The organism is Mucilaginibacter sp. UR6-11 (assembly GCF_020880695.1).
Classification (GTDB): domain Bacteria; phylum Bacteroidota; class Bacteroidia; order Sphingobacteriales; family Sphingobacteriaceae; genus Mucilaginibacter.
Map to the genome: position 1 here is coordinate 454,816 of NZ_JAJIWO010000002.1, position 14,754 is coordinate 469,569.

The 14,754-nt window shown below is 44.9% G+C and carries 11 protein-coding genes; all 11 read left to right on the top strand.

The genetic code is table 11. The features are described from left to right. Nucleotides 1-10 precede the first annotated feature (10 nt). The 11 genes from LJ658_RS07360 to LJ658_RS07410 all read left to right on the top strand — a co-directional run bounded on the left by LJ658_RS07360 (nucleotide 11) and on the right by LJ658_RS07410 (nucleotide 14,736). Nucleotides 11-409 carry a glycoside hydrolase domain-containing protein gene (locus LJ658_RS07360; RefSeq protein WP_255670475.1) on the top strand — a complete coding sequence of 133 codons (399 nt, stop codon included), beginning with the start codon at nucleotides 11-13 and terminating at the stop codon, nucleotides 407-409. A gap of 79 nt (nucleotides 410-488) precedes the next feature. Continuing rightward, nucleotides 489-1,322 carry a class I fructose-bisphosphate aldolase gene (locus LJ658_RS07365; protein WP_230545834.1) on the top strand — a complete coding sequence of 278 codons (834 nt, stop codon included), beginning with the start codon at nucleotides 489-491 and terminating at the stop codon, nucleotides 1,320-1,322. 22 nt (nucleotides 1,323-1,344) lie between these two features. Further along, nucleotides 1,345-2,493: a Gfo/Idh/MocA family protein gene (locus LJ658_RS07370; protein ID WP_230545835.1), complete on the top strand. Its 1,149-nt coding sequence runs from the start codon at nucleotides 1,345-1,347 to the stop codon at nucleotides 2,491-2,493. Then, nucleotides 2,490-3,062, top strand: coding sequence for a D-lyxose/D-mannose family sugar isomerase (locus LJ658_RS07375; protein WP_230545836.1), 573 nt, complete (start codon nucleotides 2,490-2,492; stop codon nucleotides 3,060-3,062). Before LJ658_RS07370 ends, LJ658_RS07375 begins: the two co-directional genes overlap by 4 nt. Before the next feature lie 3 nt (nucleotides 3,063-3,065). Further along, nucleotides 3,066-4,082 (top strand): carbohydrate kinase family protein, encoded by a 1,017-nt coding sequence (locus LJ658_RS07380; RefSeq protein ID WP_230545837.1) that lies wholly within the window; start codon nucleotides 3,066-3,068, stop codon nucleotides 4,080-4,082. Between the two features lie 21 nt (nucleotides 4,083-4,103). Then, nucleotides 4,104-6,929, top strand: a complete 2,826-nt coding sequence (locus LJ658_RS07385) for an FAD-binding and (Fe-S)-binding domain-containing protein (RefSeq protein ID WP_230545838.1) — start codon at nucleotides 4,104-4,106, stop codon at nucleotides 6,927-6,929. A gap of 61 nt (nucleotides 6,930-6,990) precedes the next feature. Then, nucleotides 6,991-7,671 (top strand): response regulator transcription factor, encoded by a 681-nt coding sequence (locus LJ658_RS07390; RefSeq protein WP_230545839.1) that lies wholly within the window; start codon nucleotides 6,991-6,993, stop codon nucleotides 7,669-7,671. 3 nt (nucleotides 7,672-7,674) lie between these two features. After that, nucleotides 7,675-9,039, top strand: coding sequence for a HAMP domain-containing sensor histidine kinase (locus LJ658_RS07395; protein ID WP_230545840.1), 1,365 nt, complete (start codon nucleotides 7,675-7,677; stop codon nucleotides 9,037-9,039). 64 nt (nucleotides 9,040-9,103) lie between these two features. Then, on the top strand, nucleotides 9,104-10,375 hold the full coding sequence (locus LJ658_RS07400) for a TolC family protein (RefSeq protein WP_230545841.1): 1,272 nt from the start codon (nucleotides 9,104-9,106) through the stop codon (nucleotides 10,373-10,375). Between the two features lie 27 nt (nucleotides 10,376-10,402). Then, entirely contained in the window at nucleotides 10,403-11,500 is a 1,098-nt protein-coding gene (locus tag LJ658_RS07405) for an efflux RND transporter periplasmic adaptor subunit (protein ID WP_230545842.1), read from the top strand. Nucleotides 11,501-11,598: 98 nt separating this feature from the next. Further along, nucleotides 11,599-14,736 (top strand): efflux RND transporter permease subunit, encoded by a 3,138-nt coding sequence (locus LJ658_RS07410; RefSeq protein ID WP_230545843.1) that lies wholly within the window; start codon nucleotides 11,599-11,601, stop codon nucleotides 14,734-14,736. Nucleotides 14,737-14,754: the final 18 nt, after the last annotated feature.

The following is a 14,754-nucleotide window of genomic DNA, read 5'->3' on the forward strand; positions in this document are numbered from 1 at the left end:
TTTGGTTTTTATGGACCCGTTAGCGACTGAGCCCGGTCTCCAAACACCGTATATGCACAACTTTACCAACCATCCCTGGAAAACCCGGCAGATAGTAAATAAGATCCGTGAGGAAGAATATACCGATGGCCCCGGCGGTTTAAGTGGTAATGATGATTCGGGCCAGATGAGTGCCTGGTATGTTTTTGGAGTGCCTGGTTTTTACCCGGTAGACCCGGTGTCTGATAATTACCAGCTGGGGACGCCGCTTTTTAAACAGACAGTAATTAATATGGCAAGTGGCAAAAAGTTTATAATCAATGTATTGAAAAAATCGCCATCTTCCATTTATCTTAGGTCTGTATTACTAAACGGAACCAGTTATAAATTCAATACCATTTCTTATAAATACATTTCGCGGGTGGTGTAATGGATATTGAATTGTCAGCCACACATAAATAAAAAATTGAGACCCAACCGAAATACAACGCTAAAAACACCTTTGAAAAATGAAATCATACAGATTAAATAGATTATTTAACGGCAAGTCAGGGAACTGTTTTGACGTAGCTATAGATCACGGATTCTTTAATGAATATCCGTTTTTAAATGGTATAGAAAACATTCAGAAAGCTGTCGACGTCCTGGTAAATGCCGCGCCCGATGCAATACAATTAACCATAGGACAGGCACAATACCTGCAATCAATCCCCGGCCGCCATAAACCCTCGTTGGTTTTGCGTACCGATGTCGCCAATGTATATGGTAAAGATCTGCCACGTACCTTATTCAGCCGCATGATTGAAAACCCGGTTGAGCAGGCATTGCGCCTTGACGCTACCTGTGTAGTGGTGAACTTATTTAGTATCCCCGGCGAGCCCGAGGTAGCCGATCAATGTATCCGGAACATACTTAAAATAAAACCGGTTTGCGAGCGATATGCTATGCCGTTAATGATCGAGCCACTGGTGTTTCGCCCTAATACCGATGCGGGCGGTTATATGGTAAATGGTGATCCGGAGAAGATCATCCCGCTGGTTAGGCAGGGTGTTGAACTGGGAGCAGATATCATTAAAGCCGACCCGACCGATGATGTTACCCAATACCATCGTATAGTTGAAATTGCGGGTAATATCCCTGTATTGGTGCGTGGTGGCGGTAAAGCCAGTGACCAGGAAATTATGGACAGAACTTACGGCTTAATGCAGCAGGGTGTAAAAGGTATTGTTTATGGCCGCAATGTAATACAGCATGCTAATCCGGCCGGTATGACCAAAGCCCTGATGGCATTGGTACATGAAGGCGCAAAACCGGCAGATGTTATGCATCTGCTAAATAGTTAATCAGAATATTTAGATGGAATTGATGAAAACACTCAATATTGGAATTATAGGCGGCGGTTTAATGGGTAAAGAAGCGGCCAGCGCATTCGGGCGTTGGTTTGCATTAAATGATTTCCCCGCCAGGGTTGAGCTTAAAGCTGTTTGCGATTTAAATGAGGAGGTATTAGCCTGGTATAAAAATATCCCCACAGTTGATTTACTGACCACTAATTATAAAGAACTGCTTGGGCGCGCGGATATCGATATGGTATACGTAGCGCTGCCGCATAACCTGCATAAAGAATTTTACCTGGAAGTATTGGAAGCCGGCAAAGACCTGCTTGCCGAAAAGCCTTTCGGGATAGACCTGGAAGCAGCGTTAGCGATCAGGGATAAAGCCGAAGAATTGGGCCGCTTTGTCAGGTGCAGCTCTGAAATGCCTTTTCTGCCTGGCCCGCAACGGGTTATTGACGAGGTAAAATCTGGCCGTATCGGCGAGATCATTGAGGTTAAAGCCGGGTTTTTACACTCGAGCGATATTGACCCCACCAAACCCATCAACTGGAAAAGACAAGTTAAATTTTGTGGTGAAATTGGCGTAATGGGCGACCTGGGCATGCATGTGTTGCATGTGCCGCTGAGGTTGGGCTGGAAACCGGAGCTGGTTTATGCCAATCTGCAAAAAATAGTTACCGAACGCCCGGATGGCAAAGGCGGCATGGCCGTTTGTGATACCTGGAACAATGCTACTTTAAATACTCAGGTTATCATAGACGGCAAGCAGGTGCCCATGTTGCTGGAGATGAAAAGAATTGCCCCGGGCGAGACCAATACCTGGTACATTGAAATATTTGGCACCAAAGGCGGCGTGAAATATAGTACCAAGGATACCAAAGCCTTATGGACCTTCAGGTTTGAAGGCGAGCAGTTTTGGCAGCGTACCGATCTTGGTTTTAAAGGCGTACCGTTTCCTACTATAACCGGCGGTATCTTTGAGCCCGGCTTTGCAGATTGTTTTATGCAAATGCTGGCGGGCTACGTAGCGGAGCGCGAAGGGTTTTTAAACGGCCGGTTTGGCTGTGTAACTCCTGATGAGGCTGTTGCCAGCCATTATGTTTTTGACGCGGCGCTTAAATCTTTTGCTAATAGCTCGGTAGAAAAAGTGATTTATCATCAACAACAACCCGCATGAAACGATCAGAAATAAACGGGGCGATAGTAACCTCAGGCAGGTTTTTTAAACAAAACGGCTGGGCATTACCGCCGCAACCAAAATGGGATGTTACTGATTTTGGTTTGGGCGAGTTTTCAAACTATGGGCTGATCTTGATCAACCTGGCTGAAGAAGCCGAATACTGTGAAAAACTGATGTACGCAGCCAGGGGGCAAACCACCCCATCGCATACGCATAAAAAAAAGAAAGAAGATATTATTTGCCGCACCGGCGAGCTAATTATAAGATTATGGGCCCGGAACCCGGCAGATGGTGAAACAGATGAAACTTTCCGGATGAAAGTGAACGGAAATTTTCAAACCGTGAAATCAGGCGATGAACTTAGTCTGCAGGCGGGCGAGCGGATAACTATTGAGCCGGGTATATGGCATGAGTTTTACCCCGCGTCTGATGAATGCATTATCGGCGAAGTATCAACGGCAAATGACGACTTGAATGATAATTTTTTTGCTGATGCTAATATAGGCCGCTATGCCGAAATTGTAGAGGATGAACCACCGATAGTAAAATTACTAAGCGATAAATAAGCGATGAGAAACGGCATTTTAGTTGGCGGCAATTGGATAATTGACCAGGTAAAAGTGATAGACGTGTATCCGGACGAAGAAAAGCTGGCGAACATTCTAACCGAAAGCAGCTGTAATGGCGGCTCGGCGTATAACGTTATCATGGGGCTATCCAGGCTAAAAGTCAATTTCCCGCTTAGTGGCGTCGGTTTGGTCGGCGATGATGATCGCGGTAACCGTATCATCAGCCATTGCCAAAGCCTGGGGATAAACACCGCGCAGATCCATAAAACTAAAAAGGCCCGTACCTCTTACACCGATGTAATGAGCGTGCAGGGCACCGGTAAAAGAACATTTTTTCATCAGCGGGGCGCAAACGCTTTGCTGAATATTAAGGATTTTGATTTCTCGATATCACAGGATAAGATCTTCCACCTGGGTTATCTACTGTTGCTTGACCAGCTGGACATTATGGAAGCCGATGGCACGACCCGCGGAACCAGGGTGTTGAAAGACGCTAAAGAACAGGGCCTTATAACATCAGCAGATATTGTAAGTGAGCGGTCTAACCGCTTTAAAAATGTGATACCGCCATCATTGCCATACATTGATTATTTGTTTGTAAACGAATATGAGGCAGGTATGATAACCGATGTACAAACCATAGATGCCGACGGCAGTATCATTTTAGACAATTGCTATGAGGCCGCCCGTAAAATAGTAGCTATGGGGGTAAACCAATGGGTTGTCCTGCATTTTCCACAGGCAGTTATTGCCGTTAATAAAGATGGCGGCTCACATTACCAGGCCAGCATCAAAATACCGTCAGATAAGATCATGGGTGCGTCAGGCGCCGGCGATGCTTTTGCCGCGGGTGTACTAACCGGCGTACATAATGATTGGGATATAAAAGACAGCCTCAGGCTGGGCGTTTGCGCCGCTGCGTCGAGTTTATTTGAAACAACTTCATCAGATGGTATACTACCTTTGGATGAATGCCTTAAATTAGCAACGCTTTTTGGCTACCGGGAAGCCATTTGATCTTAAAACACCATCTTAATAGTGGATTTAAAAATTGGTAAATTACTGGAAGCAATACTGCCGGCCGGGCGGATAAAGACAGATCTGATTGATCTGGTAGCATCAGCTTCTGACGCCGGGTTTTATTATTTACGGCCCAAAGCCGTCGTACTTCCCAAGTCAGAACAGGAGATTGTCAGCCTGTTTGCATTTTCCAAACAACACCGTATCCCATTGGTATTTCGTACGGCCGGCACGAGTTTATCGGGCCAGTCTGTTACAGACGGGATACTGGTTGACCTGAGCCAGCACTGGAACAGGATAACCATAGAAAACGCCGGCGAAACCGTTAGGGTAAGGCCCGGCGCAATTGGCGTCAATGTCAACACCTATCTCAAAAAATACCAGCGTAAAATAGGCCCAGATCCGGCAAGCATCAATGCTGCTATGATGGGCGGCATTATATCAAACAACGCCAGCGGTATGTGCTGTGGTGTACGTAAAAACTCTTATCATACGGTAAAATACATTCGGTTTATATTACCTGATGGCAAAACATACACTACGGAAGCTGCGGAAGATTATGAAAGATTTAAACAAGAGTCTCCGCAGTTACACCGTATATTAACAGCGCTTCGCGGACAAATTTTAAGCGATGCCAAAGTTTATGATAAGATCAGGAACAAATACCAAACAAAAAATACAGTAGGCTATTCGGTAAACGCTTTTATAGATTTTGAGGAACCGTTGGATATCCTGGCGCACCTGTTAATAGGCGCCGAAGGTACGCTGGGCTTTATAGCCGAAGCCGTGCTTGAAACCGTAAATGACTATCCCGAAAAGCTGACGGCGATGTTATATTTCCCGGACATTTATTCGGCTTGCCGGGCTATTTCGCCATTAACAACCTCGGGGGCTGCGGCGGTCGAGCTGATGGACCGCGCCTCATTGCAATCTATAGAAAACATAGAAGGCATGCCCACGGAAATAAAAACACTGCCAGAAAATGCCGCCGCTTTATTAGTAGAATATCAGGGAAATACACAGGACGAACTAAAGCTGCAAATGGATAGCTTCCTGGCTATCGCCAATGATCTGCAGTTATTAAATCAGGCCGAATTTACGTCTGTCCCGTCCCGGCAGGCCTTGTTTTGGAAAGTGCGTAAAGGCATGTTTCCGGCTGTAGGCGCCATCAGGGCCAGCGGCACCAGTGTAATTTTAGAGGATATTGCTTTCCCGGTTGATAGCCTGGGTGATGGCATAGCTGACCTGCAATTGTTGTTTAAAAAACACGGTTATACGCGCGCCATTATTTTTGGACATGCCAAGGACGGTAACATTCACTTCGTGGTTACACAGGCATTTGATACCGCTGCCGAAATAGAACGGTACAGCATTTTTTTGCAGGATGTAGTTAACCTGGTTATAAAAAAATATAACGGCGCTTTAAAGGCAGAGCATGGTACCGGCCGCAATATGGCCCCCTTTGTTGAAACCGAGTGGGGCGGCGAGATTTACCGGGTAATGAAAGCTGTTAAAGAAGCCGTTGACCCGGACAATCTGCTTAATCCGGGTGTGATTATTAATGCCGATAAACAAGCCCATATAAAAAACCTGAAAGATTTGCCGCAGGTTGAAGAAGAGGTAGACCGCTGTATTGAATGTGGTTTTTGCGAGCATAAATGCCCAAGCCGTGATATTACACTTACGCCCCGCAAGCGTATCGTGGTGCGCCGCGAACTGATTAAACTTAAAGGTAAAGGTTACAATGGCCAGTATGCCGAGTTGCTGCAACAGTACCAATATGAAGGATTGGATACCTGCGCGGTAGATGGCCTTTGCGCCACAGCCTGCCCGGTTGATATTAACACCGGCGATCTGGTAAAGCGCCTGCGCAGGGAAAATCACTCGGGTATAGCAAACAAACTGGCGCTATATACGGCCCGGCATTTCAAAACAGTATATAGCCTGGTAAGATTTGCTTTGTCAACCGGTGTTTTTATCAATAAGCTGTTTGGGCGGCGGGCAATGTTCACGCTTACCAAAGCTTTACGCGGTGTTATTCCGGCGTTTCCGTTATGGTCCAATCAGCTGGCATTGGCGGGGCCAATTCCAAAAAACTTATATAAAAATAGCTATACCCGTTCGGTGGTTTATTTCCCGGCATGTATATCCCGGGCAATGGGCGAGAGCCAGGGCGGTCAAAAAGGAGTAATGCAAACTTTTATGGATGTATCTGCTAAAGCGGGCATCAATGTTATCATTCCAGCCGGTATTGAAAATAATTGCTGCGGACAGATCTATTCGTCAAAAGGGTTTAAAGATGCTTATGCCTATACGGCTAATCAAACCGTGGAAAAACTTTGGTCAATTACCGATGGCGGAACACTGCCGGTAGTTTTAGACATAAGCTCATGCACGCAAACATTAGCGCATTGCCGGCCGGTATTAACCGATGAAAACAAGGCCCGGTTTGATCAGCTGGTAATTATTGACAGTGTTGCTTATATTCATGATTATGTGATGCCGCAAATTACTATCGTTAATAAAAAACAAAGTATTGTTTTACATCCGGTTTGTTCCCTGCAAAAAATGCCGGGGCTGGAAAGCCGGTTTGCAAAAATTGCCGCAACTTTTGCAAATAAGGTTAGCCAGCCCGTTTTTGCCGGTTGCTGTGGCATGGCAGGCGACAGGGGTTTTCTTCACCCGGAACTCACGCAGTCGGCCACGCATCCCGAGGCAGCCGAAGTTAGAGCTAACAGCTTTGACGGATATTATTCCTCATCAAAAACCTGCGAAATAGCCCTGTCGGAAGCTGTTGGAAAAAACTATCACTCCATATTGATGCTGGTTGACGAATGTTCTTAACCGGTAAGATCATTATAACAAACAGCATTATAGGCTATAAACCACTTATATTTGCTACGGTATGGCACAGATTTTTTTAGTTGAAGACGAAGAACGGGTATCTGCTCTGGTAAAAAAGACGCTCGAAGAACATCATCATGTGGTAGAAACTGCCGCTGATGGGGCAGAGGCTGTAAGGCGGTTTGCAAACAAACCTTATGACCTGGTTATACTGGATGTGATGCTGCCTTATTTAACCGGTATCGAGGTTTGCCGCCATATTCGCCAAAAAAATAAAACCGTACCCATATTGATGCTTACTGCGCTCAATAGTGTAGACGATAAAGTCACCGGTTTAAATACCGGCGCTGATGATTACTTGGTTAAACCGTTCCATTTAAAAGAACTGCAGGCCCGGGTTGACGCATTGCTGAGGCGCAATATGTCGGACACTGCCCCGGTCATCACATTTGGGAAAATAACCTTAAATACCGCAAATAATTCTGTTGAGCGCGAAGGCCGGAAGATAATTTTAACCACTAAAGAATGTGCCTTGCTGGAATTGTTGATGAACAACAATGACAAGATATTATCAAGACAAACCATTGCCGAGAAGGTATGGGGAATATCTTTTGATACCGGTACCAACGTGGTAGATGTTTATGTAAACTACCTGCGCAATAAAATAGAAAAAGGTTTTACCGAAAAGTACATCCACACCGTTATCGGCAAAGGGTATATATTTAAAACAGAAGAGGCTTAAAAGGTGAAAATAAAGGACAGGCTTTCGCTTTACTTTACGTTAATAGGCTCCGGCATATTGCTGGCAGTTATGATATCGCTTTACATCTCTGTTTACACCATTGTCCGCAATGACTTTTACACGCACTTAAATGACAGGGCAAACACAGCGGCACAGCTTTATCTGAAAGCCGACGAAATAACGCCCGACTCGTTAAGCCGGGTCAGAAATCGGTTTTTAAAAAGCCTGCATGGCGAGGTAACCCGCATTTATGACGACCGTAACAGTGCGGCGTTTATCAGCGATAAAGAACAATACTGGGATCATAAAACCATAGAAGCTGTAAGAAGGCGTAATTATTTAGCGTATAGCAGTAAAGGCAACCAGGTAGTTGGTATTTATTATAAAGACAACCAGGGTAATTTTGTTATACTGGTTTCCGCCATGGACAGCACGGGCAAACGTCAGCTCGACGCGATATTTGATGCGATGGTTATTGTTTTTTTAATAGTAACCGCTACTTTGTTTCTGGTGAGCCGCTGGTTGGCGCAAAACACATTATCGCCAATAAAAAAAGTAGTGCAGCAAATGCAGCTTATTAAATCAACTAACCTGCACCTGCGGGTAAATGAAGGTAAGGGCAAAGACGAAATAAGCGAACTGGCCAATAATTTTAACAGATTACTGGAGCATTTGGAAAACGCCTTTGAATTGCAGCGGACCTATGTGGCTAACGCATCGCATGAGTTGCGTACGCCTATAACAACTATAATTGGCGAGGTGGAGCTTGCCCTGCGCAAAGAACCCAGCGCCGAAGAAAATAAAAGAACACTGCAACTGGTGTTAGAAGAATCGGAAAGATTGCGGGACACTATATCAGGGTTAATGGAACTTGCCCAGGTAGATATGGATTATACCATTGCCGAACAAGGCCCCGTGCGGGTAGACGAGTTGTTGTGGGAACTGCAGGACTATTGGGCAAATAAAATAAGACAGGGCGCATTGCAGGTTAACATTGAACATATGCCTGAAAGTGAATCAATGTTAACGATACCGGCTAATTATCAGTTGCTCTTCATCGCTTTAAATAACTTAATCAGCAATGCCTTTAAGTTTTCGGATCAAAGGCCCGTTAAGTGTAATTTCTATGCTGATGAGTCATTGATTCGCATGCAGATCATTGATTCGGGCATTGGGATACCCAGGGACGATCTCGACCTGGTATTTAAATCATTTTACCGCGGAAACAACTCGCACTCTTTTGCAGGGAGCGGTATCGGCTTATATGTTACCCAAAAAATAATCCAGCTTTTTCACGGCACGCTTAGTGTTGATTCTGTTGAAGGGCAAGGCACCTGCATGACTGTAAAATTTATACGCACAAATTAAATTCTAATACCGTTCTAATTTAGCCCGACCGGTCATAAGTTAATTTTGGCCCTTTAAATAAACTATGCGTTTTAAAGTCGGTCTTTTAATTTTTTCATTTTTAGTTTGTATAACAGCCATTAAAGCAAATGCCCAGGCTGATACCGTTTCTTTAACATTTCAGGATGCCGAAAAACAATTCCTGGCAAATAACTTCCAGTTACTTGCTCAAAAATATAATATTGAAGCATCAAAGGCCTTAATAACCCAGGCGAAGCTTTGGGATAACCCGGTATTAAGTACCGATCAAAATATTTATGACGGTAGCGGCAAGAAGTTTTTTTATCATAATAATAGCCTGGGGCAGGTATTTGTACAGCTTAGCCAGGTATTTACCACAGCCGGCAAGCGTGGCAAACAGGTACAGGTAGCCAGGGATAATGCCCAGGTGCAACAAGCTGCCTTTGACGATCTGATGCGCAACCTGCGCTATAATTTACAGTTAGACTTTAGCCAGCTGGCAACCTTGTTGGACGAGGAAAAAGTGTACCGGTTAGAGATCAGCTCAGCAACTAACCTGGTTAACGGTATCCAGAAGTCCTTTGATTCAGGTAATACTTCTATGAAAGACCTGATCAGGCTAAAGGCTTTATTATTTGGCCTTGAGAATGACCGGATCGAAAATAGCAGGCAGGTAAATGATTTGCAAACCGAACTTAAAACCTTACTTGGAGCAAAAGAAACAACATACATTACCCCGATTTTAAATAATGAAGTAAGCCAACCGATCAAACTGGATCTTCCGGTTTTGATCGGTCAGGCCGAAACCAACCGTGCTGATTATTTGGGCAACAAGTTTCAGCTTAATTCTGCAACGCATCAGCTGGCTTACCAAAAGGCACTTGCTGCCCCGGATATCACCGTGGGGGTATCCTATGACAAAAATAGCAGTTACGCGCCAAATTATTACGGTTTGCAGATAGGGTTGCCGCTGCCATTTTTTAATCGGAACCAGGGGAATATCAAAAATGCCGAGTATTCTTTAAAAAGCCAGGAAAACACGCTAAAAGACAATGAGCTACGCCTTAAAAACGAGGTAGCAGCGGCCGTGCGCCAATATGAATTAACCCAGGAATTGTTTTCGACCCAGCAAACAGCTTTTAATGAGCAGTATGATAAGCTGTTTAACAGCATGCTTAAAAGCTTTAAGGAGCGGCAAATTGGTTTGATTGAGTTTGTGGATTTTTTTGACACCTACAAAGACACCAAACTAAAAATACTGCAACAGCAAAACAACCTGCAAAAGGCCATTGCCGATTTAAATTTCGCCACCGGGACAACTATAATCAAGCCTTAATACTAACTAGTGATAATGTATATACTAATGAAAAGAGAAACGTTTTTGATTGGTCTCTCCGGCTTAATGCTTTTGGCCGCATGTAAACAAAAACAAGCGGATGTGCCCGAAAATAAACAGGTATGCGTGAGTGATTCTTTACAAAAAATGATCATGATAGATACCGCCAAAACCAGCACCATGAAAGATGAACTGGCCTTATCAGGCGAGGTAGCAAGCGATGATAACAACGTGGTAAAGGTTTTTCCTTTTTCAAGCGGACAGGTGATAGCCGTAAAAGTTTCTCTTGGCGACAAGGTAAGCAAGGGCCAAACGCTGGCTATAATGCGCAGCGCCGATGTCGCCGGTAATTATACTGATTTATCGTCTACACAATCTGATGTATTGGTAGCTAAACGTCAGCTTGAACAGGCAGAGTCGCTATACAAAAACGGTATTTCAAGTGAGCGCGATTATACTGAGGCAAAAGAGAGCTATAATAAAGCAATGGCCGCTAACCGCAAGGTTAAACAACAACTATCCATTAACGGCGGCGGCAACACCAGCGAGAATGGTACGCTGGTGATCAGGGCTCCGCAAAGCGGCTATATTATTGAAAAGAATATCACGTCCGGCAGCTTTATCCGTCAGGATAACAGTGGCAGCATGTTTACCATCTCAAATATGCAGGATGTATGGATCTGGGCAAATGTTTTTGAGTCAGATATCAGCAAAGTTAAAACAGGTTATACCGCCAAAGTAACCACGCTGGCCTATCCCGGGAAAGTGTTTATGGGTAAAGTAAATGAAATAAGCTCTGTACTGGATCCGGATAATAAGGTAATGAAGATCAAAATAGCGCTGCCCAACCCGGGGATGTTATTAAAACCTGAAATGTTTACCAATGTGGTGATCACCAATAATGAGAATGCGCAGGCGGTTTCTGTGCCGGCGAAGGCCGTAATTTTTGACAGCAGCAAAAACTATGTGGTAATTTATAATGGTAAGTGCGACTTGAAAGTGCGTGAGGTAAATGTAATTAAAACAGTAGATGATGTAGCCTACCTAGCCTCTGGCTTAAATCCGGGAGATAAGGTAATATCAAAAAATCAGCTGCTGCTTTATGATGCCTTAACCAGCGAATAGTTTTGAGATCCTGGTATCAATATAGTATCAACACTGATATGCACTTTGATACCATATAGCATCTTACTACCTGACACTAATTACTTGACACTAAACAAATGAATAAATTCATTAAAAATATAATCTACTTCTCACTAAAGCACCGCTATTTTGTGTTTTTTATGACCGCCGTACTGGCTGTCATTGGTGTGTGGAGTTACAGCAATACCCCTATTGAAACCTTCCCGGACGTTACCAATACGCAGATCATTATTATAGCGCAATGGCCGGGTCGCAGCGCCGAGGAGGTAGAGAAACTCATTACCATACCCATAGAGACGGTATTAAACTCGGTACAGAAAAAATCTAACCTGCGTACCACATCGGCATTTGGGTTATCCTATACCCGGATTATTTTTGACGACGATGTTGATGATGCCTTTGCGCGCCAGCAGGTATTAAGCCGCCTGGCTAACGCCGATCTGCCCGATGGTGTAAAACCGGAAATTGAACCGCCCTACGGCCCTACGGGCGAGATTTACCGCTACACCCTAAAAAGCAAAACCAAATCTTTACATGACCTTACCGCCATACAGGATTGGGTGCTTGACCGCCAGTTTAAATCTGTACCGGGTGTTGCCGACGTGAACAGCTTTGGCGGCGAAGAAAAAGCTTATGAAGTAAGCGTTAACCCGGCGTTACTTCAAAAATATGGGCTGACATCGCTTGATGTTTTTACGGCGATTAACCGTAGCAATATCAACGTAGGCGGCGATGTTATTGAGAAAAATGACCAGGCGTATGTGGTGCGCGGTATCGGCCTGATCAACAATATGGATGATATGAAAAGTATCATCATAAAAAATGTAAATAACGTACCAATATTGACCAGGGATGTCGCCGAAATAAAAGAAGCCGGACTGCCACGCCTGGGACAAGTAAGCCGCGACAAGCAAAAGGATGTAATTGAAGGCATCATCGTAATGCGTAAGGGCGAAAACCCGGCCGAGGTACTTGACCGTGTACGCGCCAAAGTAAAAGATCTTAACGATAACATATTACCCAAAGATGTAAAAATTGATACGTTCTACGATCGTACCAACCTGATGGATTTTTGTACCGAAACGGTAATCCATAATTTGCTGGAAGGTATTGTGCTGGTAACGGTAATTGTATTCCTGTTTATGGCCGACTGGCGCACCACGCTTACGGTGGCCATCATCATCCCGCTGTCGCTGTTGTTTGCTTTTATATGTATGCGCATAAAAGGCATGAGCGCCAACCTGCTCTCAATGGGTGCGGTTGATTTTGGTATCATTATAGACGGCGCAGTGGTAATGGTGGAGGGGATCTTCGTAGCGCTTGACCATAAGGCCAGGGAGGTAGGCATGGAGAAATTTAACAAGCTGGCCAAACTGGGCTTGTTTAAAAATGTAGGTGCCGAGATGGGTAAAGCCATCTTCTTCTCCAAGCTGATCATCATTACCTGCCTGATCCCGATTTTTGCGTTCCAGAAGGTTGAGGGCAAAATGTTCTCGCCGCTGGCGTATACCCTGGGGTTTGCCTTGCTGGGGGCATTGATATTTACGCTGACATTGGTGCCAGCTTTATCAAGCATCCTGCTTAACAAAAACGTGCGCGAAAAGCATAACGTTGTGGTGCTGTTTTTCGAAAACGGCATCCGTCGGATGTTTGGCTATACTTACAGAAATCCAAAAGCGAGCGTATTGGTGGCGGTAGCATTTATGGCGGTCACCTTCTTCTCGGCCAGGTTTTTAGGAACTGAGTTTTTGCCCGATCTGAATGAAGGCGCGTTATGGGTGGAGGCCGAGTTGCCAATGAGCGTTTCATTACCCGAAGCTGAAAGTATCAATCAAAAAATGATGCAGATACTGGCAAAATTTCCGGAGGTTAAGCAAACACTGGCCCAGGTGGGCCGTACCAACGATGGTACCGACCCTAAAGGCTTTTTTGATGTACAAATACAGGTCGACCTGAAAAATAAAAAAGAATGGCCCGCCGGCGTCACCTCAGACGGGCTCATTGACCAGATGGATGCCCAGTTAACCAAGATACCGGGTACCGTATTCAACTATTCGCAACCTATCCGTGATAACGTGGAAGAGGCCGTTGCCGGTGTAAATGCCGCGCTTGCCGTAAATATATTCGGACCAGACTTTAAGGTGCTTGATGGAAAGGCCAATGAAGTAATGAAGGTTTTAAAAACCGTAAAAGGTATTGATGACCTGGGCATATTGCGTAACCTGGGCCAGCCCGAATTTAGAATTGAACTTGATCAGCGTAAGATGGCGCTTTATGGCGTTGCTACTGCCGATGCCAACTCGGTAATTGAAATGGCCATCGGCGGTAAAGCTGCCACCGAGCTTTATGAAGGCGAGCGCCGGTTTGATATCCGCGTACGCTACCAAAAACAATTCAGGGATACCCAGGATAAAATTGAGAACCTGATGGTGCCCACACTTAATGGCTCAAAGATCGCCATAAAAGAAATCGCCACCATAAAAATACTAACCGGCCCGGCCTTTATTTACCGGGATAATAATATGCGGCACATTGCGGTGAAATTTTCAAACCGCGGGCGCGATTTGGGCAGCACCATTGCCGAAGCCCAGCAAAAAGTTAACCGCCTGGTAAAATTAGACCAGGGCTACTCGGCACAATGGGTGGGCGAGTTTGAGAACCAAACCCGCGCTTCAAACACGCTGGCTCACGTGGTGCCTATTTGTTTACTGGTCATTTTTTTAATCCTGTTCATCACTTTTGGTAATGTTAAAGACGCATCGCTGGTGATCATGAACGTACCGTTCGCGCTCATCGGCGGGATACTGGCGCTGCATATTACCGGCATTAACTTTAGTATATCGGCAGGTATCGGGTTTATAGCCTTGTTTGGGGTATGTATCCAAAACGGGGTGATCCTGATATCGGTATTCAAAAAGAACCTGGAAGAGCACATGCCGCTGGATACTGCTATTTTAGAAGGGGTAATATCCCGGGTGCGCCCCGTTGTGATGACCGCATTAATGGCCGCTATAGGTTTGATGCCTGCGGCGATATCTACCGGCATTGGCAGCGAAACGCAAAAACCGCTGGCCGTAGTAGTTATAGGAGGATTGATAACCTCCACAATACTTACATTATTGATTTTACCGGTAATATATGCCCTGGTGCATCGTTTAATACACAAGCGCGAGAACCGTAAATTATTAAAGAAAATAGGAGCCGTTCACGGCTAATATTAATTAGGTTAGGTT

Coding starts and splice junctions, on each gene's coding strand:
- LJ658_RS07360 (WP_255670475.1), top strand. CDS start 11: ATGGACCCGTTAGCGACTGAGCCCGGTCTCCAAACACCGTATATGCAC.
- LJ658_RS07365 (WP_230545834.1), top strand. CDS start 489: ATGAAATCATACAGATTAAATAGATTATTTAACGGCAAGTCAGGGAAC.
- LJ658_RS07370 (WP_230545835.1), top strand. CDS start 1,345: ATGAAAACACTCAATATTGGAATTATAGGCGGCGGTTTAATGGGTAAA.
- LJ658_RS07375 (WP_230545836.1), top strand. CDS start 2,490: ATGAAACGATCAGAAATAAACGGGGCGATAGTAACCTCAGGCAGGTTT.
- LJ658_RS07380 (WP_230545837.1), top strand. CDS start 3,066: ATGAGAAACGGCATTTTAGTTGGCGGCAATTGGATAATTGACCAGGTA.
- LJ658_RS07390 (WP_230545839.1), top strand. CDS start 6,991: ATGGCACAGATTTTTTTAGTTGAAGACGAAGAACGGGTATCTGCTCTG.
- LJ658_RS07400 (WP_230545841.1), top strand. CDS start 9,104: ATGCGTTTTAAAGTCGGTCTTTTAATTTTTTCATTTTTAGTTTGTATA.
- LJ658_RS07405 (WP_230545842.1), top strand. CDS start 10,403: ATGAAAAGAGAAACGTTTTTGATTGGTCTCTCCGGCTTAATGCTTTTG.
- LJ658_RS07410 (WP_230545843.1), top strand. CDS start 11,599: ATGAATAAATTCATTAAAAATATAATCTACTTCTCACTAAAGCACCGC.